At 63.8% G+C, this 23,572-nt stretch carries 30 protein-coding genes; 20 read left to right on the top strand and 10 right to left on the bottom strand.

The genetic code is table 11. The annotated features are described in order from the left end of the window. Positions 1-59: 59 nt before the first annotated feature. On the bottom strand, positions 60-896 hold the full coding sequence (locus C7I87_RS30225; protein WP_149907638.1) for an alpha/beta fold hydrolase: 837 nt from the start codon (positions 894-896) through the stop codon (positions 60-62). A gap of 90 nt (positions 897-986) precedes the next feature. On the opposite strand from C7I87_RS30225, the gene C7I87_RS30220 reads away from it, so the two are divergent. The 3 genes from C7I87_RS30220 to C7I87_RS30210 all read left to right on the top strand — a co-directional run bounded on the left by C7I87_RS30220 (position 987) and on the right by C7I87_RS30210 (position 2,415). After that, positions 987-1,508 (top strand): winged helix-turn-helix transcriptional regulator, encoded by a 522-nt coding sequence (locus tag C7I87_RS30220; RefSeq protein ID WP_149907637.1) that lies wholly within the window; start codon positions 987-989, stop codon positions 1,506-1,508. A gap of 76 nt (positions 1,509-1,584) precedes the next feature. After that, positions 1,585-1,818: a hypothetical protein gene (locus tag C7I87_RS30215; RefSeq protein WP_135863133.1), complete on the top strand. Its 234-nt coding sequence runs from the start codon at positions 1,585-1,587 to the stop codon at positions 1,816-1,818. Positions 1,819-1,983: 165 nt separating this feature from the next. After that, the gene (locus C7I87_RS30210) at positions 1,984-2,415 is read left to right on the top strand and encodes a GlcG/HbpS family heme-binding protein (RefSeq protein ID WP_149907636.1); all 432 of its coding nucleotides are present in this window, start codon (positions 1,984-1,986) and stop codon (positions 2,413-2,415) included. Between the two features lie 3 nt (positions 2,416-2,418). Here the strand turns inward: C7I87_RS30210 and C7I87_RS30205 are convergent, their stop codons facing one another. The 3 genes from C7I87_RS30205 to C7I87_RS30195 form a co-directional block, all read right to left on the bottom strand. Continuing rightward, entirely contained in the window at positions 2,419-2,820 is a 402-nt protein-coding gene (locus C7I87_RS30205; RefSeq protein ID WP_140754613.1) for a hypothetical protein, read from the bottom strand. A gap of 250 nt (positions 2,821-3,070) precedes the next feature. After that, positions 3,071-3,253, bottom strand: coding sequence for a 50S ribosomal protein L32 (gene rpmF / locus C7I87_RS30200; protein ID WP_008834724.1), 183 nt, complete (start codon positions 3,251-3,253; stop codon positions 3,071-3,073). Positions 3,254-3,394: 141 nt separating this feature from the next. Further along, entirely contained in the window at positions 3,395-4,156 is a 762-nt protein-coding gene (locus C7I87_RS30195) for a biosynthetic peptidoglycan transglycosylase (RefSeq protein ID WP_149907635.1), read from the bottom strand. A 78-nt stretch (positions 4,157-4,234) separates the two neighbouring features. Here C7I87_RS30195 and C7I87_RS30190 point away from each other — a divergent pair, with 78 nt between their 5' ends. Further along, entirely contained in the window at positions 4,235-5,152 is a 918-nt protein-coding gene (locus C7I87_RS30190; RefSeq protein ID WP_149907634.1) for a polyprenyl synthetase family protein, read from the top strand. Between the two features lie 110 nt (positions 5,153-5,262). After that, positions 5,263-7,602 carry a response regulator gene (locus C7I87_RS30185; RefSeq protein WP_149907633.1) on the top strand — a complete coding sequence of 780 codons (2,340 nt, stop codon included), beginning with the start codon at positions 5,263-5,265 and terminating at the stop codon, positions 7,600-7,602. Between the two features lie 17 nt (positions 7,603-7,619). On the opposite strand, the gene C7I87_RS30180 is transcribed toward C7I87_RS30185, so the two are convergent. The 4 genes from C7I87_RS30180 to C7I87_RS30165 all read right to left on the bottom strand — a co-directional run bounded on the left by C7I87_RS30180 (position 7,620) and on the right by C7I87_RS30165 (position 11,163). Next, a complete protein-coding gene (locus C7I87_RS30180) occupies positions 7,620-8,372 on the bottom strand; it encodes a Stf0 family sulfotransferase (RefSeq protein WP_149907632.1) in 753 nt (250 codons plus the stop codon). Positions 8,373-8,536: 164 nt separating this feature from the next. After that, positions 8,537-9,391 carry a lytic transglycosylase domain-containing protein gene (locus C7I87_RS30175; protein WP_149907631.1) on the bottom strand — a complete coding sequence of 285 codons (855 nt, stop codon included), beginning with the start codon at positions 9,389-9,391 and terminating at the stop codon, positions 8,537-8,539. A gap of 5 nt (positions 9,392-9,396) precedes the next feature. Next, entirely contained in the window at positions 9,397-10,650 is a 1,254-nt protein-coding gene (gene ispG, locus C7I87_RS30170) for a flavodoxin-dependent (E)-4-hydroxy-3-methylbut-2-enyl-diphosphate synthase (RefSeq protein ID WP_149907630.1), read from the bottom strand. A 333-nt stretch (positions 10,651-10,983) separates the two neighbouring features. After that, a complete protein-coding gene (locus C7I87_RS30165) occupies positions 10,984-11,163 on the bottom strand; it encodes a YdcH family protein (protein WP_127278461.1) in 180 nt (59 codons plus the stop codon). Positions 11,164-11,402: 239 nt separating this feature from the next. On the opposite strand from C7I87_RS30165, the gene C7I87_RS30160 reads away from it, so the two are divergent. Further along, entirely contained in the window at positions 11,403-11,606 is a 204-nt protein-coding gene (locus tag C7I87_RS30160) for a YdcH family protein (RefSeq protein WP_149907629.1), read from the top strand. Positions 11,607-11,639: 33 nt separating this feature from the next. Here C7I87_RS30160 and C7I87_RS30155 read toward each other — a convergent pair whose 3' ends face one another. After that, on the bottom strand, positions 11,640-12,428 hold the full coding sequence (locus C7I87_RS30155; RefSeq protein WP_149907628.1) for an IclR family transcriptional regulator: 789 nt from the start codon (positions 12,426-12,428) through the stop codon (positions 11,640-11,642). Positions 12,429-12,598: 170 nt separating this feature from the next. Here C7I87_RS30155 and C7I87_RS30150 point away from each other — a divergent pair, with 170 nt between their 5' ends. The 11 genes from C7I87_RS30150 (at position 12,599) to C7I87_RS30100 (ending at position 20,867) form a co-directional block, all read left to right on the top strand. Beyond that, positions 12,599-13,429 carry a transporter substrate-binding domain-containing protein gene (locus C7I87_RS30150; protein ID WP_210250670.1) on the top strand — a complete coding sequence of 277 codons (831 nt, stop codon included), beginning with the start codon at positions 12,599-12,601 and terminating at the stop codon, positions 13,427-13,429. Between the two features lie 73 nt (positions 13,430-13,502). Further along, positions 13,503-14,168: an amino acid ABC transporter permease gene (locus C7I87_RS30145; protein ID WP_149907626.1), complete on the top strand. Its 666-nt coding sequence runs from the start codon at positions 13,503-13,505 to the stop codon at positions 14,166-14,168. Position 14,169: 1 nt separating this feature from the next. Continuing rightward, positions 14,170-14,820 (top strand): amino acid ABC transporter permease, encoded by a 651-nt coding sequence (locus tag C7I87_RS30140; protein ID WP_149907625.1) that lies wholly within the window; start codon positions 14,170-14,172, stop codon positions 14,818-14,820. 4 nt (positions 14,821-14,824) lie between these two features. Beyond that, entirely contained in the window at positions 14,825-15,619 is a 795-nt protein-coding gene (locus tag C7I87_RS30135; protein ID WP_149907624.1) for an amino acid ABC transporter ATP-binding protein, read from the top strand. 38 nt (positions 15,620-15,657) lie between these two features. Continuing rightward, positions 15,658-16,119 (top strand): RidA family protein, encoded by a 462-nt coding sequence (locus C7I87_RS30130; protein ID WP_149907623.1) that lies wholly within the window; start codon positions 15,658-15,660, stop codon positions 16,117-16,119. Positions 16,120-16,144: 25 nt separating this feature from the next. After that, on the top strand, positions 16,145-17,350 hold the full coding sequence (locus C7I87_RS30125; protein WP_149907622.1) for an aminotransferase class V-fold PLP-dependent enzyme: 1,206 nt from the start codon (positions 16,145-16,147) through the stop codon (positions 17,348-17,350). Between the two features lie 139 nt (positions 17,351-17,489). Then, positions 17,490-17,714 (top strand): hypothetical protein, encoded by a 225-nt coding sequence (locus C7I87_RS30120; protein ID WP_149907621.1) that lies wholly within the window; start codon positions 17,490-17,492, stop codon positions 17,712-17,714. Positions 17,715-17,757: 43 nt separating this feature from the next. After that, on the top strand, positions 17,758-18,297 hold the full coding sequence (locus C7I87_RS30115; protein ID WP_149907620.1) for a sigma-70 family RNA polymerase sigma factor: 540 nt from the start codon (positions 17,758-17,760) through the stop codon (positions 18,295-18,297). Then, on the top strand, positions 18,294-19,199 hold the full coding sequence (locus C7I87_RS30110) for an anti-sigma factor family protein (RefSeq protein WP_149907619.1): 906 nt from the start codon (positions 18,294-18,296) through the stop codon (positions 19,197-19,199). Before C7I87_RS30115 ends, C7I87_RS30110 begins: the two co-directional genes overlap by 4 nt. 97 nt (positions 19,200-19,296) lie before the next feature. Next, positions 19,297-19,794, top strand: a complete 498-nt coding sequence (gene purE / locus C7I87_RS30105) for a 5-(carboxyamino)imidazole ribonucleotide mutase (RefSeq protein ID WP_027141852.1) — start codon at positions 19,297-19,299, stop codon at positions 19,792-19,794. Then, positions 19,791-20,867: a 5-(carboxyamino)imidazole ribonucleotide synthase gene (locus C7I87_RS30100; RefSeq protein ID WP_149907618.1), complete on the top strand. Its 1,077-nt coding sequence runs from the start codon at positions 19,791-19,793 to the stop codon at positions 20,865-20,867. The genes purE and C7I87_RS30100 overlap by 4 nt, the downstream gene beginning before the upstream one ends. Before the next feature lie 10 nt (positions 20,868-20,877). On the opposite strand, the gene C7I87_RS30095 is transcribed toward C7I87_RS30100, so the two are convergent. Next, positions 20,878-21,300, bottom strand: a complete 423-nt coding sequence (locus C7I87_RS30095) for a lysozyme inhibitor LprI family protein (protein ID WP_149907617.1) — start codon at positions 21,298-21,300, stop codon at positions 20,878-20,880. 243 nt (positions 21,301-21,543) lie between these two features. On the opposite strand from C7I87_RS30095, the gene ykgO reads away from it, so the two are divergent. From ykgO to C7I87_RS30080, 3 genes are all read left to right on the top strand, one after another. After that, on the top strand, positions 21,544-21,669 hold the full coding sequence (gene ykgO, locus C7I87_RS30090; protein ID WP_006203764.1) for a type B 50S ribosomal protein L36: 126 nt from the start codon (positions 21,544-21,546) through the stop codon (positions 21,667-21,669). A 109-nt stretch (positions 21,670-21,778) separates the two neighbouring features. After that, positions 21,779-22,426 carry a tetratricopeptide repeat protein gene (locus C7I87_RS30085; protein WP_149907616.1) on the top strand — a complete coding sequence of 216 codons (648 nt, stop codon included), beginning with the start codon at positions 21,779-21,781 and terminating at the stop codon, positions 22,424-22,426. A gap of 71 nt (positions 22,427-22,497) precedes the next feature. Next, on the top strand, positions 22,498-23,565 hold the full coding sequence (locus C7I87_RS30080; RefSeq protein ID WP_149907615.1) for an alpha/beta fold hydrolase: 1,068 nt from the start codon (positions 22,498-22,500) through the stop codon (positions 23,563-23,565). Positions 23,566-23,572 lie beyond the last annotated feature (7 nt).

Below are 23,572 nucleotides of genomic sequence, written 5' to 3'. Positions count from 1 at the left end.
TGAAGCATTTACTTAACTATTTCGGCAAGCCTCGCTCGTCAAGGCTCACCCGCGAAGTCTCAACTGGATCGGACGTGCGCGACGATAACGGCTTCTAAATCAGGCCAGTCATCCGGATGCAGCTCATGACCGCCGCCTTCGATACGAAGAAGTTTCGCGTCGGTAACAGCTTTTGCCAGGGCCTCGCCATGTTCGACCGGAAAGATCGGATCCGACGTGCCGTGAATGACCAGCAATGGCGCCGCTATTTCGTGCAGGCGACCCTTCCACTGGTCCGTGCCCTTGATCATGAAATGATTGGTGGCGCTTAGGAAGCCGCCGGACCTGATATAATCCCGTTCGATGAACGCTCTCATCCCGGCCTCGTCGAACGGATGGGCGGTGCTGGCGATCGCCCGCGCATCCCTGACCATGAAGTCGATGACCTTGCGGCGGTCCGCCCAGTCGACTTTGGCCCCAGCGGCCGAATGCTCCAGATAGACGTCGGTCGTCTGCGGCAGATGCGAAGTGTCGGTCCCCAACGGCGAACTGCTGATCACGGTCAGCGAAGCGACGCGCAAGGGGTGCCTGAGTGCGACGAGCTGCGCGATCATGCCGCCCATCGACATGCCCGCGACATGCGCCTTGCCGATGCCGTGGCGGTCGAGAACGGCAATCGCGTCGTCGGCCATGTCGTCGAAAGTGTAGGGCGGCTGTCCCACCGGATACTTGGTCGACCGGCCGGTGTCACGGTTGTCGTAGCGGATCACGTAAAGGTCGGCATCCGCCAGTTTCCGGCAGAATGCCTCCGGCCACCAAAGCATCGAGGCCATCGCGCCCATGATCAGCAGCAGCGCCGGATCCGCCGGATCGCCAAAGGTTTCGGATACGATCTCGGGACGGTCTCTTGTTGTCATTATGGCCTCCTCATCTGATTGCATTTTGCAATCGGTTGCATGATAATAAAGCTGATACGATAATGCAACCAGTTTTGTGGAGAGATTCGAATGCCTCTTGATCGCCGGTCCGGCTGCCCGATCAACCTCTCGCTTGAGGTGTTCGGCGACCGCTGGAGCCTGATCATCCTGCGCGACATTATTTTTGGCGGCAGGCGCCATTTTCGTGAATTGCTCAACGGGTCGATGGAAGGCATTGCCTCCAACATCCTCGCTGACCGGTTGAAGCGGCTGATGGAGCTCGGCATGCTGACCAAGGCGGACGACCCCAGTCACAAGCAGAAGGCGATCTACAGCCTGACCGAGATGGCCATTGCGCTGGTGCCCATCCTTGCCCATCTCGGCGCCTGGGGCCGCGTCTGGCTGCCGACCCGCGAGGAACTTTCGATCCGCGCCGAACTCCTGGAAAGGGGCGGGCCGCCAATGTGGGAGAAATTCATGGACGAGTTGCGCCATGAGCACCTCGGCACCCCCCTCGATGCAGCGTCCGGCCCTTCTGTCCGCGCGACGCTGCAGGCCGCCTATGAAGCGGTGGTTGCCGAAAAGGCCCGCAGCGCCAGCCCGGCCGCCTGACCAACTATTTTCCCCGCTGAAAGGCCGGCTCTGCTACAAGGGACGGAAATCACACGTGACGGGATTGGATAGACTCTTGGTTGAGAACTCTAGGGACACTGCCCGCGCGCGTGCCGATCTGCGCTTCAAGAAGCAGGAAGAGGCGGCGACGGTCCGTCAGAAGGCCATGGCCGAGTACGTCGCCGAGAGTGACGCCCGCAAGGCCAAGACCGACAAGTTGCGGGCGCTGCGGCTCGCCAAGGAAGCCGAAGATCTGGCCAACACGCCTGCCGCACCCGCCAAGAAGCCGGCCCGCGCCAAGAAAAAGTAACGCACCCGTCTCTCCGTCAATTCCTCGCCCTGAATCGAGCGGTCGTGACGCTATCGGACAGGCGCGCCTTCATCCCGCTGCTTCACAGGAAGCAATTTCAACCGGAACCGGCATTGCCTCGCCCGGCTGGCCGCCGATGATTGGGCTGTTCAACAGGAGATCGCCATGACCGCACTGCCCCTCGAAAAAGCCGTCGAGATCATCAATGCCGCCTTTACCAGGGGCGCCGATCTCAAGCTCAAGCCGCTCGGCGTCTCGGTGCTAGACGCCGGCGGGCACCTGGTCGCCTTCCAGCGCCAGGACGGCGCTTCGTTCCTGCGCCCGCAAATGTCGGCCGGCAAGGCCTATGGCGCGCTGGCCATCGGCATGGGCTCGCGCAAGGTCGAGGCCTTCGCCAAGGAGCGTCCGCATCTGGTTGCCGGCATTTCCGACGTGTCGGGGGGACGCGTGCTGCCGGTCGCCGGCGGCGTGCTGATCCGCGACAAGGCCGGCACCATCATCGGCGCCGTCGGCATTTCCGGCGATACGTCTGACAATGACGAGGCGGCCGCGATTGCCGGCATCGAAGCCGCTGGCTTCACCGCCGATCCGGGCTGAGCCTCAATTCAAATTGATGTCGCGACTGGCCGACCGCATCGACACTGCGAAACCGGCCATCACGTCGAACAGCGCGATGATCATCAGCGTGAAGAAGATGGAGTGCGCCGCACCCTTCACCAGCAGGAACTCGACCAGGAAAGCGACGAAGACAAGCGTCGACAGAAGATGGTCCATGATCGATGCCGTGGTCGTGCGCGCCGATTTCACCATTTCGAGGAACAGGAAGATCAGCCCGATCAGCACGATAAGGTCGCCGAGCGTCATCGAGAATACCCCGCCCGACATCATGCGGAACGAGAATATCTCGCTCGCCCACGGATCGTCGCCGCCGCCGAATATACCGAGCAGGCCGAGATTGTAGAGCACGAAAGGCACGATCAAAAGCGGGACGGCACCGAACATCTGGCGTCTCCTAGTGGGGGCACCTTCTGTAGAATGCTCCACAGGCACGGCGTCAAGATTTTTCGTACGCGGCCGCAAACACGGTCGAAGACTGGATGCAACAACCATGTCAGCCGGTTGCCCGGCCGACATGGAAAACGAGCGACGAAAGCTCACCGCTTGAAGTAGCCGGCGCGCACGGCGGCACCAAACGCAAAAAGACCGGCCAGAGGCCGGTCTTTTGCAACTCTAACCTTCCGAAAAGCTGGTCTCAGCTTTCCTTGGGGGTCAGCACCTGGCGACCGCGATACATGCCGGTCTTCAGGTCGATGTGGTGCGGGCGGCGCATTTCGCCGGAATTCTTGTCCTCGACATAGGTCGGGGCCTTGAGGGCGTCGGCCGAGCGGCGCATGCCGCGCTTGGACGGAGAGGTTTTGCGTTTCGGAACGGCCATGGATATGCTCCACTACATGGTCAAAAGCCCCGCCCGCCCTCGTGAAAGGGCCATGTCGGGGCCTAAATCTGAGAAAGTCGGGTGCCTATACACGCCTGACACCGTTTTGGCCAGCGCTGCGGTGAATCTTTTTTGCGCCGGCTAGTCCAGGCAGCCGACATAAGCACCGGAGCGGCCAGCGCGCCGCTCGATCAGATTGGCGAGGCGTCTGAGGCCAGGCCCGGGTTTTGCCGGATTGCGGGCGATCGGATTGGGCAGCGTAACGGCGAGCAATGCGGCCTGCCGGCGCGACAACTGCTTTGCGGAAATGCCGAAATGGTGCTGCGCCGCCGCCTCGATGCCGTAGATGCCCGGCCCCCATTCGGCGATGTTGAGATAGATCTCCATGATGCGCCGCTTCGACATCACCGCGTCGAAATAGACGGCCAGCGGCAGTTCGACGACCTTGCGCACGCTGCCCAGCGGCCGCGACCAGAGGAAGAGGTTCTTCACCGTCTGCATGGTGATGGTCGAGGCGCCGCGCGTCGCCTCGCCGGCCAGCGCATCGTCGACGACGCCCCTGAGTTCGCCGAGATCGACGCCGCGGTGGAAGCAGAACTGCCCGTCCTCCGACATGATGACCGAATGGGCGAGCACCGGCGCCACATCATCGATCGAAACCCAGCGCCGATCGTAGCCGGAGAAGGTAGCAAGGTCCTTCAGCATCAATGTCGACACCGGATGCACAAAGGACGGCAGGTAGAGAAAGGTCAGCACCACCGGGATAAGCGCCAGCACGGCGGCCATGACGATGCCACGCCGGACCCAGCGCCTGAGACTGCGGCGGTTCACGCCTCGCGATCTCGTCGCCATGTCCAGCTTTTCGGTCTCATGATCGACGATCGGTTCCGCCAAGCCGCCCAACCCGTACTTCTCCCTGCTCCGGCATAATGGCGCTTGCCTTCTTGCGCAACGTCTGAGTGTCGGCTACCGCTCGCGGCCATGACGAATGACGACGAAATGGCGTTCGAAATGGCGCTCATCCGACGGGCGGCGGCCGTCGAGGTGGTGCTGCGTTGCTTGCTCGACAACCGCCCGCTTTCGGGCGAGATCGCGCGGCCCGATCGCCTGATGGCGGCGATGCGCCATGGCGTGCTGAATGGCGGCAAGCGCCTGCGCCCCTTCCTGGTGATGGAAAGTGCGGCGCTGTTTTCCGCCGATGGCGAAGCAGCACTGCGCGTCGCGGCGGCGCTCGAATGTGTCCACTGCTATTCGCTGATTCATGACGACCTGCCGGCAATGGATGACGATGATCTGCGCCGCGGCCAGCCGACCGTGCACAGGGCCTTTGACGAAGCCACCGCCATCCTGGCCGGCGACGCACTGCTGACGCTCGCCTTCGACATCCTCGCCGGCGAAGAAACCGCGCTGCCGGTGGAGCGGCGCGCAGCCCTTGTGCTGGCGCTTGCCCGGGCCGCCGGGGCCGGTGGCATGGTCGGCGGCCAGAAGCTTGACCTCGAAGCCGAGCAGGTGCGACCGGACGAGGCCGGCATCATCCGGCTGCAAGCAATGAAGACCGGCTCGCTGATCCGCTTCGCTTGCGAGGCGGGTGCAATCCTGGCCGGCGCACAGTCGGATGACCGTGAAAGATTGGCCGAGTTCGGTTCGGCGATCGGCCTTGCCTTCCAGCTCGCCGACGACCTGCTGGACCTGACGGCCGACGCCAAGCAGATGGGCAAGGCGACCGGCAAGGACGCCGCCGCGGGCAAGGGTACGCTGGTGGCCCTGCACGGCGCGAATTGGGCACGCAAGCAGCTCGACGGTCTCGTCGGCCAGGCGCACGCGCTGCTCGAACCCTATGGCGAAACGGCGGCCCTGCTGAAGTCCGCCGCGACCTTCGTTGCAACCCGTAACAGCTGACGGCAGGTCCATACCGGGTTGCGCATTGCACCTGTGGTTGTGCCAACGAAATCTTAATGTAAATGAAGCGTAATCCCAATTCTTAGAATGCGTATGTGTTGGGGTTGCGCATGCCGGAATATTCTTCTTTCATCCGGTCCGTCCGGATACGTTATCTTTCAGGATTGCTGGTTTTCGCGCTGGCTTCAGCAGCCATCATGGTTGCGCTCAATCGCGTCAATTCCTTGCGTCATGAAATCGATGCGCTGAGCAGCAACCTCGTCGTTTTCACCCGCGACCTGCGCAACGCCACCAGCTTCGCCGAGACAACCAGTTCCGCATGGCGCATCGAGACGCGCGATGCGCTGACGGCTTCGGCGCGCGCCCATTCCGAGCGCCTGACCGGCGAGATCGAGACACTGACCGCCCAACTCGCCGCGATCCGTCCACGCCTGTCGGCCAAGACCGTCGACGAACTCGCCGCCGCTTCCGTCAATGGCGATCTGTTCTGGTCGCCGCGTGACATGGTCCGCAACTTCAATCTGATGGCGGTGGCGCAAAAGACCGATGAATGGAGCTCTCGCGAAATCCGCAACCAGAACGACCTGTTCGTTCAGCCCATGCTGGTGCGTGTCCGCACTGCCATGGACGACGAACGCCATCTGGCGGACGCCTCCAGCGACCGGCTGCTTTTGTGGGCGAGCGGCCTGTTGTTTGCCGTACTGGCCATCGTCGCCTTCTGGATCTTCCGGCCGATGGAACAGGCGATCCGCCGCGCTTTTGCCCAGTCGGCCGAATCCTTGTTCAAGGCCGAGGCCGCCGACCGTGCGAAGTCGGAGTTCCTGGCCAATATGAGCCACGAGATCCGCACGCCGATGAACGGCGTGCTCGGCATGGCCGAATTGCTGGCCAAGACCGAGCTGAACCCGCGCCAGAAGACCTTCACCGACGTCATCGTCAAATCGGGCAATGCGCTGCTCACCATCATCAACGACATCCTCGACTTCTCGAAGATCAATGCCGGGCAGCTGACGCTCGACCCTGCCCCTTTCCGCCTCTCGGAAGCGGTGGAGGATGTGGCGACGCTGGTCTCGGCGCGTGTCGCCGAGAAGAACCTGGAACTCATCGTGCGTGTCGACCCCAGGCTGCCGGCCTATGTCGTCGGCGACGCCGGCCGCTTCCGGCAGATCGTCACCAACCTGGTCGGCAATGCGGTTAAATTCACCGAGAAGGGCCATGTGCTGATCGATGTCGGCGGCGAAACCATCAACGACGTCGTCCAGCTCAAGCTGCGCGTCGAGGACACCGGCATCGGCATCCCGGCCGAGAAATTGCAGAACGTGTTCGAGAAGTTCGCTCAGGTCGATGGCTCCTCGACCCGTCGTCACGAAGGCACCGGCCTTGGGCTCGCCATCGCCGCCCGTCTCGTCGACCTGATGGCCGGCAAGATCGGCGTCGAGAGCGAGATCGGCCGCGGCTCGGTCTTCTGGTTCGCCGTGCCGCTGCCGGTCCACCGTGCCGAGGCGCGAGACGCTATCGTGCCGGTGGATGTCACCGGCGCGCGCGTGCTGGTCATCGATGACAATCCGGTCAACCGCGAGATCCTGCTCGAACAGCTCAGAAGCTGGAGCTTCGACTGCGCCGCCGCCGAAAGCGGCGCGATGGGCCTCGCCTTCCTGGATCGCGCCTGCCAACTCGGCGCCAGCGTCGACTGCATCATCCTCGACTATCAGATGCCCGGCATGAACGGCGCCGATGTTGCTCGTGCCATCGCCGCCGATAGCCGGCTGTCCGCTATCCCGGTCGTGATCCTGACCTCGGTCGATCAGGTCGATTTCGGCAAGATGATCATCGACTTCGGCATATCGGCGCATCTGACCAAGCCGGCGCGCTCGGCCGTCCTGCTCGGCACGGTCATCTCGGTCATCCAGAAGGCGCGCTCGCAGGTCGGCAAGGCGCAGTTCATTCGCGAGCCGGTCAAACCGATGCCTCAACCGGCTCCGCCGGCCTTCACGGTTATCCGTGGCCCCGCCGTACCGGTCGCGACAGTGCCGGAATCGCATGCCGCGCCGAACAGCCCGATCGACATCCTCATCGCCGAGGACAATGACGTGAACCAGATGGTGTTCGGCCAGATCCTCAATGGTCTGGGCTTGAGCTACCGCATCGCCGGCAACGGCCGCACCGCGGTCGAGATGTACCGGTCGCTGCATCCGAGGCTGGTTCTGATGGATGTCTCGATGCCGGAAATGAACGGCTACGAGGCGACACGCGCCATCCGGGCGATCGAGGCGTCCTCGGGCGGTCACATCCCGATCATCGGCGTCACCGCGCATGCGTTGAAGGGCGACCGCGACAAGTGCATCGAGGCCGGCATGGACGACTATCTGCCCAAGCCGGTTTCGCCCGATCGCCTCGGCGCCAAGATCGGCACCTGGCTCAGCGAGACGGTGGTGGCCAAGACCGCCTGACCAGCGCCATCAACGCCTCAAATGGCCGTGTCCAGATGAAAGCGGCGCATCCAGTCCAGGCTTGTCTCGTCGGCGAGCTTCGCGACGCAGGGCCTGATATGCCCGGCATCCGGCGCCCGGACGCCCAGGGCTTCGCAGATGCGCAGCAATTCAACGGCCGGCTCGGCGGCAAGGCGCTCATAGCCGATCCGCAACGGCGCTATGCCCTGTTGCGCGAACCAGATGTTCCAGGCCGCATCATAGGCCTCCAGTTCTTCGACCTCACCCTTGATGCGCTCGAAATCATAGTGAGGTTCCTTGGCAGGCCCCACCCTTTCGATCTCGGTTCCGTCGGGGGCGATATGCCAAAGACCGGTTTGCTGTGCCTTGATCAGGGAGACAGCCTGCGCGAGCTTGTTTTCGCGCGACAGGTGTATGTAGAGGACACGACCAAAAGCCTTCTCGAAACGCGCTTTGTCCGACGCAAGCCCCGGGGAAATCCTGTCGAGCATCGCTGAAAGCTCGCCCAGGTTTTCACGCATCAGGCGCAGGCCGAAGACGTCCGTGCCACCCTTGCCGGCAGTGATTGCCGCATCGAGATAGGCAAGCTGGAATTCAGGCTCGCCCATCGTGTCGCGAGCCGGCAGTCCCCAGTCCTCGGCCCACTCCAATACATCCTGCCGTCGGTAGAATGAGTGGGGATCGCCGGTCGTCCCGGTGGCCGCCAACAGCTTGCACAGCAAAGTGCTGCCGGTTCTGGGCGTGCCGCAGAGGATGTACGCGTCGAACATATTGCGGCCCCTTGTCGTTCATCGCAGGCTGGGCAAGCCCCAATCCACCGCGCCTATAGGCGAAATTGTTGCTGGATGCGACAGGCGCATTTCAGGTGGCGTGAGCAGAATGATCTTGGCAATTTTGGTCATGACGCGCGGCCCGTGCACCCAGCCGTCCTCGGCTACCGATTGCGCACCACCACGCATGCGCCACCGACGCTTTGCAGTTTCTGGCAGATGACATTGGCGGCGGCGCGGTCGTCGATCCCGATTCTGACGGCGTAGATGCCGCGCCGGCCGATCGGCGTGCGTACTCGGCTCACCACCGGATCATGCCCGGCAAGCAGTGCAGGAAAACGGCCCCGCACCCTGAGCCATTGGCTGATCGCAGCACTGCGGCGGAAATTACCCGCCACCTGGATGCCCCATGGCTTGATGTTGATCGAGGCCATCGCCACGGTCTTCGACATGATCACCGGCAGCTTGCGGCAGGCGACCGCGAAATCCAGCTTGGCATCGAGTGGCTCGACTTTTCCGGCATAGGCGCGGTCGGCGAACTTGTCGACCGGCTCGCCCATCACGTCGAACACATAGCTTTCCGTCTCCATCGGCAGGAAGCCGCCGGAATTCAGCCAGCGCGACACCCGGCTCTCGCCGGCATTGTAGGCGGCCGCCGCCAGGCCGAGATTGCCATAGCTGATCTTCATTTCGGCGAGATACCTGGCCGACGCCGGGATCGCCTGGTTGATGTCGAAGGAATCGGCAAGCCCCCGCATCTTGGCGGTGCCCGGCATGAACTGGGCGATGCCTTCGGCGCCGACGGGGCTCACGGCGTTGGGATCGAAACGGCTTTCCTTCCAGATAAGGCGGGCGAAGAAGTCCCGGGGCAGACCGTTCTGGTCGGCATGCGCCTGGATCAGGTTGCAAACCTTGTCGATCAGCCGCTGCTTGGCCGATTGCGGCGGATCAGCCTCGGCAAGCGTCGACCAGGCCATGCCGCACAGGAAAATCAGCGTCGCCCAAGGGAAACGCCGCATCTGGCCTACTCTGCCGCTGCCTTGCCGCCCTGACCGAACCTCTGCTCGATATAGTCGGCGACCATTTTCTCGAAATCCGCCGCGATCGACGGCCCGCGCAGCGTCGCCGCCTTCTTGCCGTCGACAAAGACGGGCGCGGTCGGCGTCTCGCCCGTGCCGGGCAGCGAAATGCCGATATCGGCATGCTTGGACTCACCCGGGCCGTTGACGATGCAGCCCATCACCGCGACCTTGAGGTTTTCGACGCCTGGGTACTTCTCACGCCACACCGGCATGTTCTTTCGCAGGTCCGCCTGGATGTTCTGGGCCAGTTCCTGGAACACGGTGGACGTGGTGCGGCCGCAGCCGGGGCAGGCCGCGACGATCGGCACGAACTGCCGGAAGCCCATGGTCTGCAGCAATTCCTGCGACACCTGCACTTCGCGGGTGCGGTCGCCGTTGGGCTCCGGCGTCAGCGAGATGCGAATGGTGTCGCCGATGCCTTGCTGCAAGAGGATGCCCATGGCGGCGGAGGAAGCGACGATGCCTTTCGAGCCCATGCCGGCTTCGGTGAGGCCGAGATGCAGCGCGTGATTGGAGCGGGTGGCGAGCTCGGTGTAGACGGCGATCAAATCCTGCACGCCACTGACCTTGGCCGACAGGATGATCTTTTCGCGGCTGAGGCCAATCTCTTCGGCCATCTCGGCCGACAGGATCGCCGACTGCACGATCGCCTCGCGCGTCACCTCCTGCGCGGTCAGGGGGAACCCCTTGTCTTGGTTGTCGTCCATCAGCCGGGTCAACAGCTCCTGGTCGAGCGAGCCCCAGTTGACGCCGATGCGCACCGGCTTGCCGTGTTTGATCGCCATTTCGACGATATCGGTGAACTGCCGGTCCTTCTTGTCCTTGAAGCCGACATTGCCGGGATTGATGCGGTACTTGGCCAGCGCCTCGGCGCAGGCCGGATGATCGGCCAGGAGCTTGTGGCCGATATAGTGGAAATCGCCGACCAGCGGCACGTTGATGCCGAGCCGCAACAGACGCTCGTGGATGCGCGGCACGGCGGCCGCGCTCTCGTCGCGGTCGACGGTGATGCGCACGATCTCGGAGCCGGCCCGGTGCAGCGCCGCGACTTGCGCAACCGTCTGGTCGACATCTGCGGTATCGGTATTGGTCATCGATTGCACGACGATAGGTGCGTCACCGCCGACGACCACACCGCCGACATCGACGCCGACCGAGGTCCGGCGGGGGAAGGGAGAGGAAAAATATCCGGTCATGCCGGTAGCCTTTGTCTCTGGAGCGCTACGCGTCTCTCTCTGAAGCCCATGCATCCGCTTGGACGCACAAGCCGGTCCGATGCGCTGAAGTCCGGGCATGAGGTGAAGGAGCAAAGATGGCTTGTCAATGGCGACAGGTCGCCACTGGCAGCAATTGATCCCCGCCGGAGACCTGAAAAGGACGCGACCCGGCAACGGTCGAGGTCAAACCATGTCTGAGAGGATATTAGCTACAGCTTATGGCGCAGCGCTGAAAATCAAAACAGCTGTACCGGCGGCTGGCGCCGCCGGCAAGGAAGACCGCCAGTGGTGAGCGGCTATATCAGGTGAGGATCAATGCGTGGTTGGTTGCGCCCTCAGTTTCTCAATCGCATCCTTGAGTGCCAGCTTGCGTCGCTTGAGATTCACGATCTCGAGGTCGTCCACCGACGGGTGGTTCATCGCGTCATCGATTTCGCGTTCGATGTCGCCGTGTTTCCGCTGCAACTCATCAAGATGGGATGCAAGAGACATGATTGGTTCTCCCTTTCATGGTTTCCTCGATTGCAGCCGTCAAAGGCACGTCCACCGCAGGTCGCATCTGTGACGGCACAATGACAGTGTGTCACCTTCCGCCAACGATGTCGAATGCTGCGTGGTAGCATTCCACGACAATGTGAAATGTGATATGGGCTGCGCGCCGGTGGCAGAAATTGCCTCCCCCGCCCAACCAGGCCCAGTTTTGGGCGCCGCAGACGTGCAGACGGTAGAGAATGTCCGATCAGGAACAGGCCGATACTCGCCTCGAATTTTCCCGGCTGAAGCAGGAACACGCCGATTTCGATGCGGCGATCAACGCGATGATAGCCATGAATTGCGACCCGCTGCAGATCCAGCGCATGAAAAAGAAGAAGCTGTTCCTCAAGGACCGGCTGATGAAACTGGAAGACAAGATCATTCCAGACATCATCGCCTGACGCGGACGCCTCGCGCTCGGTGCCATCCGTAGCCTATCCGCCGATCGAGAGCCCGCCGGCGCGGCCGCGCAGCAGGCCGATGAGATCGGCGGTCCGCTCCTCCGACGTGTCGATGGGCACCACCAGGCACATCGTCGCCTCGACCTTGCCTGGCGCTGAAAAGACCGGCACGGCGAGGCATTTCGTGTAAGCGTCGACCAGGCCCGAGGTGACGCAGTAGCCGGTCACCCCTGCCTTTGCGATGTCGGCGATGAAATCGTCAAGCCGCAGCTTGCGGCCGTCGGGCAGCACGAGATCGTCGTCCGACACCATGGCTTCGATCGCGGCTCTGTCCAGCCCCGCAAGAAGCAGCCGGCCCGAGGCGGTCCAGGGCAGCGGTATCTGCAGGCCGGTGGCGGAGCTGATGCGGAACGGCCTGGTGCCGGGGCTGGAATGGACGATCGTGTAGCGGCCGCTCTGCAGCATGCACAGTTCCGAGGTCTCGCCGGTCTCGCGCGACAGATGATCGACCTCCTGGCGCCCGCGCCGCAACAGGTCGTTGCCGCGCACATAGTCCATTCCATAGAGATAGAGCTTCTTGCCGAAATAGACCCGGTTGCCGTCGCCGGCCATTTCCAGCAGGCCGGCATCGACCAGCGACCGCACCAGCGTGTAGGTGGTCGAACGCGGTGCATTGACCCCCTTGGCAAGATCGCCAATGCCGATCGCCCGCTGCGTCGTGTGGAGAAATTCCAGAATCTCCAGGACCCGGGTGAGGCCCTTTTCACGGGAGCCCGGCGTCTTCTCATCGGCTGACATGGCCAAGGCATTGCCATCTTGCATTGTCGATTCCTGGTGTTAGTATCTGTCTTGTACAGGATACATGCGTCTCTTGTAAGAGACAATCCTTGATAGTCACTGCTGCGTGTATGGCCTGTGCATAGGGGAACACAACACGAAAGGAGGTCGCCGTGAACGACACATCCGGAAGACGTGATTTTCTGAAATTGGGAATGGCGGGACTTGCTACGGCCGGCGTGCTGGCAACCGTCGATGCCCAGAAGGCCGCCGCGCAAGCCGCATCCGACAGTCTTCTGCGCACAGTGCTCGACCGCGGCAAGCTGATCGTCGGCACCGGCAGCACCAACGCGCCGTGGCATTTCGAGAACGATGCCGGCGAACTGGTCGGCATGGACATCACCATGGGCCGCATCCTCGCCAAGGGCCTTTTCGACGATCCGACCAAGGTCGAGTTTGTCATGCAGGATCCGGCCCAGCGCATTCCCAACGTGGCGACCAACAAGGTCGACATCACCATCCAGTTCATGACGATGACGGCCCAGCGCTCGCAGCTGATCAATTTCTCCAGGCCCTACTATGTCGAAGGCGTTGCCTTGCTAACGTTGCCGACAGCCGAGAACAAGACCTTCGACAAGCTGCTGGCCGGCGGTTCGGCGACGCGCATTTCCATTCTACAGAATGTCGATGCCGAAAGCTCGGTCCACTACGCTCTGCCGCAGGCGCAGGTGCTGCAGATCGACACCCAGGCCAACGTGCTGCAGGCGCTGGAGTCCAAGCGCGCCGACGCCGCCGCGGTCGACCTGTCCACCGTGCGCTGGCTCGCCTCGCGCAATCCCGACAAATATTTCGATGCCGGCAAAAGCTGGTATTCGATGCTCTATGGCGCGGCACTTCGGCAAGGCGATCTCGACTGGCTGACCTTCGTCAACCAGACCTTCACCATCGCTATGTTCGGTCATGAATCGGCGCTCTACGACGCTGCCTTCAAGGACTATTTCGGCCAGGAACCGCCGGCGCGTCATCCCGGCTTCCCGGTCATCTGATCCCGGATTACGGAAGGGCGGCATTCCAGCCCTTCCGTAACCGACTCGACGCCCTTCACACCGAGGCGGACGCATGGGCTATGCCCTCAATTTCAACCTGATCTGGCGCCATTTCGACAAGCTCTGGGGCGGCCTGCTGCTCAGCCTCGAGCTTGCCGTGATCTCGATCACGATCGGCGTCGTCATCGGTCTGGTGCTCGCGGTCTGGTACGTCTCGGCAGGACGCGTGGTGCGGGCGGTGATCGCCGGCTATGTCGAATTCATCCGCAACGTGCCACTGATTCTGCTGGTCTATCTCGTCTTCTACGGCCTGCCGACCGTGGTCGACCTGGCCTACAGCGCACCGACCTCGTTTGTGCTGACCTTGTCGGTCTATAGCGGCGCCTATCTGGTCGAAGTGTTTCGCTCCGGCCTCGAGGCTGTCCCGCGCGGCCAGCTCGACGCCGGCAAGGCGATCGGCCTCACGCCCTGGCAAAGACTGCTCCACGTGCGCCTGCCGGCCATGCTACGCATCACGCTGCCGGCGCTCTCCAACACCTTCATCTCGCTGTTCAAGGACACCTCGATCGCCTCCGTCATCTCGGTGCCCGAACTCACCTTCGGCGCCCAGTGGATCAACTTCAACACCTTCCGCATCGTCGAGGTCTACCTGGTCACCACCGCGATGTATCTGGTGACGGGCTACATCATGCTTTTTGGGCTGCGGCTCGTCGAGCGTCGGTCCAGGGCAGCGCGCTGACATGCTTGGCCAGATCCTCTACGCGCTGCCGTTCCTCGCCCAAGGCTTCGCCGTGACCTTGTGGGTATCGTTGCTGGTCGTGGTGCTGTCGCTCATCGCCGGCGTCCTGCTGGGCGTCGGCCTGGTCTATGGACCAATGCCGCTGCGCTGGGCGGTGCGCATCTTCTCGGACACTATTCGCGGCATTCCGATCCTGGTGCTGATGTTCTTCGTCTATTACGGCCTGCCGGCGATCGGGCTGCATCTGCCGTCGTTCTGGGCCGCGGTGTCCGCGCTGACCCTCTTCAAGACGGCGCAGGTCATCGAGTATCTCAGGGGCGCGGTCGGCTCGATCCCGAAGGGACAGTCCGAAGCCGCGATGGCGATCGGGCTGACCTTTCGCCAACGGCTTACCTACGTCATCTTTCCGCAGGCCTTCAGGCGCTTCCTGCCGCCCTGGATCAATGGCGTCACCGACGCGGTCAAGGGCAGCGCGCTGGTGTCGCTGCTTGGCATCACCGATTTGATGCAGGCCATCAACCAGGTCATCGGCCGCACCTATGAGGCGATGCCCCTCTATATACTAGGCGCGCTCATCTACTTCGCGGTCAACTACGCGCTATCGCTCGCCAGCCGGCGGCTCGAGCGGCGCTTTGCCTTCATCCGGGAATAGCACCATGTCCGACGCCTCAAATGCCCATCCCGCCCTGCTCGACGTGCGCGACGTCTCCAAGGCCTTCGGCGCCGTCGAGGTGCTGCGTTCCGTCAGCCTTCAGGTAAAGCGCGGCGAGGTGGTGACGGTCATCGGCCCCTCCGGCAGCGGCAAGACCACGCTGCTGCGCTGCGTCAACTTCCTCGAAAGCTACGACAGCGGCTCGATCCGCATCGACGGCAGGGAGGTCGGCTATCGCGAGGCCGGAACACGCCAGCGCCGCAGTGAACGCGACCTTGCCGCCATGCGCGCCGAAACCGGCATGGTGTTCCAGAGCTACAACCTGTTTCCGCACCTGACGGCGGCCGGCAACATCATGCTGGGCTTGACCAAGGTGCGGGGAAAGAGCCAGGCGGAGGCACGCACCGTCGCGGAACACTGGCTCGGCCGGGTCGGCCTCGCCCACAAGGCCGACAGCCTGCCGGCGGAGCTCTCCGGCGGTCAGCAGCAACGTGTCGGCATCGCGCGCGCCGTGGCGATGGAGCCAAAGATCCTGCTGCTCGACGAGATCACCTCCGCACTCGACCCCGAACTGGTCGGCGAGGTGCTGGCCGTGGTGCGCAGCCTCGCCGAAGACGGCATGACGATGCTGATGGTGACACACGAAATGGCCTTCGCCCGCGACGCTTCGAGCCGCATCGTCTTCATGGCCGATGGCGGCGTCAGCGCCGTCGGGCCGCCGAAGGAGATCCTCGCGGCGGAGACCACCAACGAGCGCCTCCGCACTTTCCTGGCGCGCTTCCGCGCCTCGCACTTCTGACATCGGACGGCCGACGCCGCCCCAAGGAGCCTTCATCCATGACGCCTTATACCAGGCTCGCCGAACTCGGCCTGACGCTGCCCGAGCCGCCGACACCCATCGCCAACTTCGTCACCCACGCCGAAAGCGGCCGGCTGATCTTCCTCTCCGGCCAGGGGCCGCTGCGCGCCGACGGCACGTTCTGCACCGGCAAGGTGGGGGAGGATGTGACGGTCGAGCAGGCTTATCAGCATGCCCGCCTGACCGGGCTCAACCTGCTTGCCGTCATGCATGCCGCCGCCGGCGATCTCGGCCGCATCGTGCGTGTCGTCAAGCTGCTCGGCTTTGTCAATGCGACGCCGACCTTCAGCGATCACCCGAAGGTGGTCAATGGCTGTTCGGACCTGTTTGCCGATGTCTTCGACAAGATCGGCGGCCATGCCCGTTCAGCGATCGGCGTCGGCTCGCTGCCTGGAAACATCACCGTCGAAATCGAAGCGGTCGTCGAGATTGCCGCCTGACCTGCCACCCACGGGATTTGCTCACATGAAAACCTACTCCGACACCGGCTCCAACACCACAATCCGCGAACGGCTGGGCTTGAGGCCGATCATCAACGTCTCCGGCACCATGACCGCGCTCGGCGCCTCGATCATCGTCCCGGAAGCCATCAGCGCGATGGCCGAAATGGCCTCGCAATGGGTGGAGATGGACGACCTGCAGCGTGCCGCGAGCACGGTCGTCGCGCGCCTCACCGGCGGCGAGGCCGGCTTCATCACCGCCTGCTGCGCCAGCGGCATCACCATGGCGATCGCCGGCGCGATGACCGGAACCAGCCTGCTCGCCATCGAACGCCTGCCGGACGACACCGGCGACCTCAAGTCGGAGGTCGTCATCCAGCTTGGCCACATCGTCAATTACGGCGCGCCGATCGACCAGTCGGTGCGCGTCGCCGGCGCCAAGGTGGTATCCGCCGGCACGGTCAGCGTCACGCAGGACTATCATGTGCGCGAAGCGATCAACGAGCGCACGGCAGCCGGCCTCTATGTCGTCGCCCACCACACCGTGCAGTACGGCATGCTGTCGCTGGAGGAATTCTGCGAGATCTGCCATGCCAAGGGCGTGCCTGTCATCGTCGATGCCGCGTCCGAATATGATCTGCGCGGCTTCCTGGCGCGCGGTGCCGATGTCGTCATCTACAGCGGCCACAAATTCCTGAGCGGGCCGACCAGCGGCATCGTCACCGGCCGCAAGGACCTGGTGCGATCAGCCTATCTGCAGAACCGCGGCGTCGCGCGTGCCATGAAGGTCGGCAAGGAAAGCATCGCCGGCACCATGGCGGCGCTCGAAGCTTGGGAGAAGCGCGACCATGCCGGCATCCGACGGCGCGAGGAGGCGGCACTCAACCTGTGGAAGGGCGCTTTGCAGGGACTGCCGGGCATCTCAGCGAAAATTATTCCAGACCCGACAGCCAATCCGCTCGACCGGCTGCAGATATTCGTCTCGCCGGAGAGCCGCTTCACCGCGGCCGGACTCACCTCGGCGCTGGCGGCCGGCTCGCCGCCGATCATCGTGCGCAACCACGAGGTCGAGCGCGGCCATTTCTTCCTCGACCCCTGTAACCTTCACCCCGGCGAGGCGGAGATCGTCGCCGAACGGCTGCGCGCCGTGCTGACCGCGAAGGATCGCCCGGCCGATGCGATGAAGGTCGCCCGCAAGGATTCCTCGGGCGTCTTGCGCTGGCCGGATTGATCGTCAAACCGACCAACAGTGCCGAAAAGCACCGGCTGATCACGCGACCGTGAACAGCCGGATTTGCCCACGCGGGAATAAATCGTCCCCTCAACAAGTCTCCTCGGCATACGCCAGAGCTGGCGTTGAGGAGATCGGCATGCCCCATCATCGCGAGCACAGCGAACACGGCCGCGGCGGCAGCCGCCGCCTTCCTGCGCTGGCGAGCATGATCGTCATCAGTTCCTCCTCCGTGGCGCGCTTCCTTTTCATGGCGCTTGACACTGGTGACGCGGATGAATTCACTTTCAGCAAGGCAGGCGACTTCGCCCGTTTCCGGGAGCTTTGCTCCTGCAAGCACGGCAAAATCGCTGTCGCATGTTGAGGCGGCACGGCCTGTCCGCTCCGGAGGGGATCATGGTGCTGCTTTGAGCGAGAGCGCCCTGGCAGAGCGCTTCAACCAGGTGGTGCTGCCGCATCTCGGCGATGCGCTGGCGCTTGCCCGCTGGCTGACCGGCAATGCCACCGACGCCGAGGATGTCGTGCAGGACGCCTGTATCAAGGCGCATGCCGGGATATCAGGCTATGCCGGCGGCAACGCCCGTGCCTGGCTGCTGACCATCGTGCGCAATACCTCCTACACCTGGATGGCGCGCAACCGGCCGCGCGCCATGATGGCCGTCGGCGATCTCGGCGATCTCGACGACATGGCTGCGGCCCATGGCACCAGCCTGCGCGACGAGGACGGCCCGGAAACGAGCCTGATCGCCAGGGCCGATACGGCGGCATTGGAGGCCGCAATATCAGCCCTGCCGCAGCCGTTTCGCGAAACGCTGGTGCTGCGCGACATCAACGGCCTCAGCTATCGCGAGATAGCCGCCACGCTCGACGTGCCGATGGGCACGGTGATGTCCAGGCTGGCCCGTGCCCGTAACCTGCTGGCGTCTGAACTGGGGAGAGCGCCATGACCGGCCATGACGATGGACTGCCCAACGATCCCGAAGGTATGGGACTGATGATCCACGCCCTAGTTGATGGCGAGCTTGATGCGGCGGCCGCCCTTGCCGTGGAGCGTCGCATCGCCGCCGATCCCCAGCTTGCCGCCGAACATGCCCGTATCGTTGCCTTGCGAGGCGCGGTCGGCCGCTTGCCACGCCCCGATGTCAGCGACGCCTTTCGGGCCCGCATCGCGGCGATCGGCATGGCGGATACCGAACGGCAGGACCAAGCAGAGGCGGCGCAGCCACGGCGCGGCATGCCGTCAACGCTGCCGGGATTGATTGCAGGCGCAGGCCAGAGACGGCAAGCAGGGACGCGTCCTTCGCAAACAGGCACACTGCCAAGGGCACGCCGCTTCGGCTCGTTCGACTGGCGCGCCATGGCCGCGTCGATCATGATCAGCGCGGTATTGGCCAGCGGCGCGACGCAGTGGGTGATGTTCAGCGGCGCGGAAGACGGCTTTGCCGCCGCTGTCGCCAGCGGCCATCGCCGCAGCCTGCTCGCCGCAAGCCCGATCGACATCGGGTCCTCCGACCGCCATACGGTCAAGCCGTGGCTCGACGCCAGGATCGGCGTCTCGCCGCCTGCGCCCGACCTTGCCCAGGACGGCTTTGCCCTGATCGGCGGCCGGGTCGAGGTAATCGCAGGCCGGCCAGTTCCGGCACTGGTCTACCGTCACCGCGAGCACCTGATCACGCTTGTCGCCGAACCGCAGCAGGGCGGCAAGACCGCCCAGCCGGACGATCTTTCCTCGAGCGGCTTCTCGATGGTGCACTGGAGCGACGGCGCCTTCTCCTATTGGGCGATCTCCGACATGGAGCGCCCCGAACTCGACGACTTCGTCGCCCGCTTCCGCAAGGCGGCGGTATGAGCCGGATGCGGCCGTCGGCATCTCGCCAGTGGCCGCATATCCTTGCGGCCCCGCGCGAATTCCGCTAAGGCGCGCCTTTGTCGCCGGGAGCAGAAGCTTGAACGATCAACGCGCCGACGTCGCCATCATCATGGGCAGCCAATCCGACTGGGCGACGATGCGCCAGGCAGCGGAGACGCTGGAGGCGCTGGGTGTCCCCCATAAACGGCTGATCATCTCCGCACATCGCACGCCCGACCGGCTCTATGAATTCGCCAAGGGCGCGAAGGCAGCCGGTTACAAGGTGATCATCGCCGGCGCCGGTGGCGCAGCGCATCTGCCCGGCATGACGGCGGCAATGACGCCATTGCCAGTGTTTGGGGTGCCGGTGGAATCGAAGGCGCTGTCGGGACAGGATTCGCTGCTGTCGATCGTCCAGATGCCGGCCGGCATTCCGGTCGGGACACTGGCCATCGGCAAGGCAGGTGCTGCCAATGCAGCTCTTCTGGCCGCCGCCGTATTGGCGCTGAACGACGACAAGCTTGCCCAGCGGCTCGATGCCTGGCGCGCCTCGCAGACCGCCAAGGTCGCCGCCGAACCGACGGACACACCGTGAGCCTGCCCGCCGGATCGACTATCGGCATCATTGGCGGCGGCCAGCTTGGCCGCATGCTGGCGATGGCAGCCGCCCGCCTCGGTTACCGCACAGCCGTGCTGGAGCCTCAGCCGGATTGCCCGGCCGCCCAGGTCGCCAACCGGCAGATCACGGCCGCCTATGACGACCCGGCCGCCCTTGCCGAACTGGCGGCCGCGAGCGCCGCCATCACCTACGAGTTCGAGAACGTGCCGGTGGCCGCTGCAACCGCGCTTGCCGCCACGGTACCGGTCTATCCGCCGCCGCGCGCGCTTGACGTGGCGCAGGACCGGGTGAGCGAAAAGACATTCCTCAACGGCATCGGCATCGCCACCGCCGATTTCCGTCCGGTCGACGCAGACAACGAGCTGGCGGCGGCGCTGAAGGCATTCGGCGGCAGCGGCATCCTGAAGACGCGACGCATGGGCTATGACGGCAAGGGCCAGCGCGTCTTCCGCAACATGGAAGCCGGCGGTTTCGCCGGCACCTGCGAGGCGATGGGCAATGTGCCGCTGATCCTGGAAAGTTTCGTGCCGTTCGAGCGCGAGATTTCCGTCATTGCCGCGCGCGGGATCGATGGGGCGGTCGCCGCCTATGATCCGGCCGAAAATGTGCACCGCGACGGTATTCTGCACACATCTACCTTGCCAGCCGGCATCAAACCCGAAACGGCGGTAGCGGCACGAGTGGCGGCATCGAAGATATTGTCCGCGCTAGACTATGTCGGTGTCATCGGTGTGGAGTTCTTCGTACTGGCCGATGGTTCGCTGCTAGCCAACGAGATCGCGCCCCGCGTCCATAATTCAGGCCATTGGACCGAAGCCGCCTGCATCGTTTCGCAGTTCGAGCAACATATCCGCGCCATTGCAGGCCTGCCGCTGGGCAGCCCCGACCGCCATTCCGATTGCGTCATGGAGAACCTGATCGGCGACGACGTGCTGCGCGTTCCAGCCCTGCTCGCCGAGCCCGACCTGATGCTGCATCTCTACGGCAAGGCCGAGGCGCGGCCCGGCCGCAAGATGGGCCATTTCACCCGCATCAGCCGCCGCGGCTGATCGCAGACGCCTATTGCACCTCGCCGCTCTCGTCCGCGCCGGGACTGGCGCAATTCGCATCGCCTTCCTCGCAATTGGCAGAGGCAGCGAGCTGCTTGATGCGATCATTGGTCAGCCTGGTCAGGCATTGCGAGACCTCCATCGCATGGATGGAACCGCCCGCGCTGGCGGCCGTGGAATGCGAGCACTCGGCGTCGCGGAAGGCGATCCAGGCCCGTTGCGCGGCCTGTAGCAATTTCCTGCCATCGGCATCGTCGGAGCCGATCAGCGCCTGATAGGCCGCATTGAGCCTGGCGTCGGCCGCCTGGTAGTCCTCGCCGGCGCAGATGTTCATCATTTGCTGGCTGTCGTCGGAGCGGTCGCATTCCTGCGCGCGGGCAGCCGCGCTTGCCGCCAGGACGGCGAGGCAGGCGGACAGGAAAATTCGGCGCATCTTGGTCCCCAAATCACTTGATTGTCGCGGCATCATCCCAGCCCGCCCAAGGTCGCGCAATGCTAGCGGGGCCGACATGGTGGATATTTGATGATATCTGGACGCGAAGCACGCTTGCGGTTGACTTACGGTTGACATGGGCAAGGCTCCTCGTTTATGAGCCACCCACCGTTCAAAAGGCGCGTCTTCTGGCGCGCCTTAAAATTTCGACCCGGAACCGGGTCCGCACCGACAGGCAAGACCATGAAGATCAAAAATTCGCTCAAGGCGCTGAAGGCGCGTCACCGCGACAACCAGCTGGTTCGCCGCAAGGGCCGCATCTACATCATCAACAAGACCGCCCCGCGCTACAAGGCGCGCCAGGGTTGAGTTTCGGCCGGAGGCTTTTTTGCCTCCGCCCATTGATGCTTGTCGGCCAGCCGACCTTCCCACGCTAAAATCACTTTGATGTTCCGCCGCCCGGGATTAAACTCAGGCGATGCGGATTCTTTTTGCATTTTTGACGACTTTCATTGTTTCCGGCGTTATCTCCCTGCCGACGCAGGCCGGTGATCGGCCGATCGCGGCGGCGGCCGCGGATGGTCAGCCGGCGCCCCCGGATGCCCAGCCCTCGGCCCCGGACACTCCGGCGGCGCCGATGACGAAACAGGCCCGGCTCGACAAGCTGTTCTCCGACCTGAAGCGCGAGCGCAACGAAAAGGCCGCCGAGCGCATCGCCGGCAACATCTGGAACGAATGGTTCCAGTCCGGCAGCGCCTCGATCGACCTGATGATGCAGTGGTCGCAAAAAGCGATGAACGACCAGAAGTTCGACGTCGCGCTCGATTTCCTGGATCAGGTGGTGACCTTGCAGCCAAACTACGCCGAAGGCTGGAACCGCCGCGCCACCGTGCATTTCATGATGAAGAACTACGGCAAGTCGATGGCCGACATCGATCGCACCCTGCAGCTTGAGCCACGCCATTTCGGCGCGCTTTCGGGCCTGGCCCAGATCATGGCTGAAACCGGCCACAAGCAATCGGCGCTCGAGGCCTGGCAGAAGGTGCTGGCCATCTATCCCATGATGCGCAGCGCCCAGAACCAGGTCGCCACCCTGTCGGAAGAGCTTGCCGGCGAAGGCATTTGAAGACTAGGCAATAAGCATTGGCCTACTCCCTACCCCACAACTAATCCCACCTCACGCCCGTATATCCCCGCATGAACCTGATCTATGCCGTGCTCGCCTTCCTGATGGCGCTTGTCCTTGCCCTTGCCGGCGTGACCCGCGTCGGCTCATGGCTGATCGAGCGCCGCGGTCCGCCGGTCGGCGAATTCGCCGACGTCGACGGCGCCCGCATCCACTATGTCCACATCCCAGCCGCGACCAATGCGGATCTGCCTCCGATCGTCTTCATCCATGGCGCCAGCGCCAATTTGAAAGACCAGATGCTGCCGCTCAGGCCGTTGCTCGAAGGCCGCGCCGAAATGCTGTTCTTCGACCGGCCGGGAGCCGGCTGGTCGGGACGCGGCCCGGGCAACAATGAGGATCCGTCGGCACAGGCCAACACCATTTCCCTGCTGATGGGCCGTCTCGGCATCGGCAAGGCCATCATTGTCGGCCATTCCTTCGGCGGCGTGGTGACGGCGGCTTTCGGCCGCGAGCATGCCGACAAGACGCTCGGCCTCGTCTTCCTGGCGCCGGCGAGCCATCCCTGGCCGGGCGGCGCGACGTCCTGGTACTACGACCTGACCACCATTCCGGCGATCGGCCGGCTGTTCTCCGAGACCCTGAGCTATCCCGCGGGAATGCTGCAGATGGCGGATGCGACGAGCTGCGTCTTCTCGCCCAACAAAGTGCCGGACAATTACCTCGCCGAGGCCTCGATCCCGCTGGTGCTGCGGCCATCGGCCTTCCGCGCCAACGCCACCGACGTCGCCGGGCTCTATCGGTATGCGCTTGGTGCCGCGCCGCATTACAAAGAGATCACGGCGCCGACCGTGGTCATCTCCGGCGACCGCGACAAGGTCGTCTACGCGCATATCCATTCCGTTGGTCTGGTGCGCGACATCTCAGGCGCCGAGCTCGTCTGGGTGCATAATCTCGGTCACAAACCCGACTGGATCGCCTCCGACCTCGTCGTCGGCGCCATCGAGAAAGTCGCCGGCAAGGAAATCGACCTGGAAGCAATCGCCGGGACGGTGGAGGCACGGATTGCCGCCGACGCCTATGGCGTGGGCAAATGCGCCGACATCAAGGAACCCGAAGCGGAACTCGCGCCGACCTGAGGTCTGC

It is taken from the genome of Mesorhizobium sp. SARCC-RB16n (genome assembly GCF_008520305.1).
GTDB lineage: Bacteria > Pseudomonadota > Alphaproteobacteria > Rhizobiales > Rhizobiaceae > Mesorhizobium.
The sequence above is the reverse complement of the archived record's forward strand: the minus strand, read 5'-3'. Positions and strand labels throughout refer to the sequence as shown.

Coding starts and splice junctions, on each gene's coding strand:
- C7I87_RS30225 (WP_149907638.1), bottom strand. CDS start 896: ATGACAACAAGAGACCGTCCCGAGATCGTATCCGAAACCTTTGGCGAT.
- C7I87_RS30220 (WP_149907637.1), top strand. CDS start 987: ATGCCTCTTGATCGCCGGTCCGGCTGCCCGATCAACCTCTCGCTTGAG.
- C7I87_RS30210 (WP_149907636.1), top strand. CDS start 1,984: ATGACCGCACTGCCCCTCGAAAAAGCCGTCGAGATCATCAATGCCGCC.
- C7I87_RS30205 (WP_140754613.1), bottom strand. CDS start 2,820: ATGTTCGGTGCCGTCCCGCTTTTGATCGTGCCTTTCGTGCTCTACAAT.
- rpmF (WP_008834724.1), bottom strand. CDS start 3,253: ATGGCCGTTCCGAAACGCAAAACCTCTCCGTCCAAGCGCGGCATGCGC.
- C7I87_RS30190 (WP_149907634.1), top strand. CDS start 4,235: ATGACGAATGACGACGAAATGGCGTTCGAAATGGCGCTCATCCGACGG.
- C7I87_RS30185 (WP_149907633.1), top strand. CDS start 5,263: ATGCCGGAATATTCTTCTTTCATCCGGTCCGTCCGGATACGTTATCTT.
- C7I87_RS30180 (WP_149907632.1), bottom strand. CDS start 8,372: ATGTTCGACGCGTACATCCTCTGCGGCACGCCCAGAACCGGCAGCACT.
- C7I87_RS30175 (WP_149907631.1), bottom strand. CDS start 9,391: ATGCGGCGTTTCCCTTGGGCGACGCTGATTTTCCTGTGCGGCATGGCC.
- ispG (WP_149907630.1), bottom strand. CDS start 10,650: ATGACCGGATATTTTTCCTCTCCCTTCCCCCGCCGGACCTCGGTCGGC.
- C7I87_RS30165 (WP_127278461.1), bottom strand. CDS start 11,163: ATGTCTCTTGCATCCCATCTTGATGAGTTGCAGCGGAAACACGGCGAC.
- C7I87_RS30160 (WP_149907629.1), top strand. CDS start 11,403: ATGTCCGATCAGGAACAGGCCGATACTCGCCTCGAATTTTCCCGGCTG.
- C7I87_RS30155 (WP_149907628.1), bottom strand. CDS start 12,428: ATGCAAGATGGCAATGCCTTGGCCATGTCAGCCGATGAGAAGACGCCG.
- C7I87_RS30150 (WP_210250670.1), top strand. CDS start 12,599: ATGGCGGGACTTGCTACGGCCGGCGTGCTGGCAACCGTCGATGCCCAG.
- C7I87_RS30145 (WP_149907626.1), top strand. CDS start 13,503: ATGGGCTATGCCCTCAATTTCAACCTGATCTGGCGCCATTTCGACAAG.
- C7I87_RS30140 (WP_149907625.1), top strand. CDS start 14,170: ATGCTTGGCCAGATCCTCTACGCGCTGCCGTTCCTCGCCCAAGGCTTC.
- C7I87_RS30135 (WP_149907624.1), top strand. CDS start 14,825: ATGTCCGACGCCTCAAATGCCCATCCCGCCCTGCTCGACGTGCGCGAC.
- C7I87_RS30130 (WP_149907623.1), top strand. CDS start 15,658: ATGACGCCTTATACCAGGCTCGCCGAACTCGGCCTGACGCTGCCCGAG.
- C7I87_RS30125 (WP_149907622.1), top strand. CDS start 16,145: ATGAAAACCTACTCCGACACCGGCTCCAACACCACAATCCGCGAACGG.
- C7I87_RS30120 (WP_149907621.1), top strand. CDS start 17,490: ATGCCCCATCATCGCGAGCACAGCGAACACGGCCGCGGCGGCAGCCGC.
- C7I87_RS30110 (WP_149907619.1), top strand. CDS start 18,294: ATGACCGGCCATGACGATGGACTGCCCAACGATCCCGAAGGTATGGGA.
- C7I87_RS30095 (WP_149907617.1), bottom strand. CDS start 21,300: ATGCGCCGAATTTTCCTGTCCGCCTGCCTCGCCGTCCTGGCGGCAAGC.
- ykgO (WP_006203764.1), top strand. CDS start 21,544: ATGAAGATCAAAAATTCGCTCAAGGCGCTGAAGGCGCGTCACCGCGAC.
- C7I87_RS30085 (WP_149907616.1), top strand. CDS start 21,779: ATGCGGATTCTTTTTGCATTTTTGACGACTTTCATTGTTTCCGGCGTT.
- C7I87_RS30080 (WP_149907615.1), top strand. CDS start 22,498: ATGAACCTGATCTATGCCGTGCTCGCCTTCCTGATGGCGCTTGTCCTT.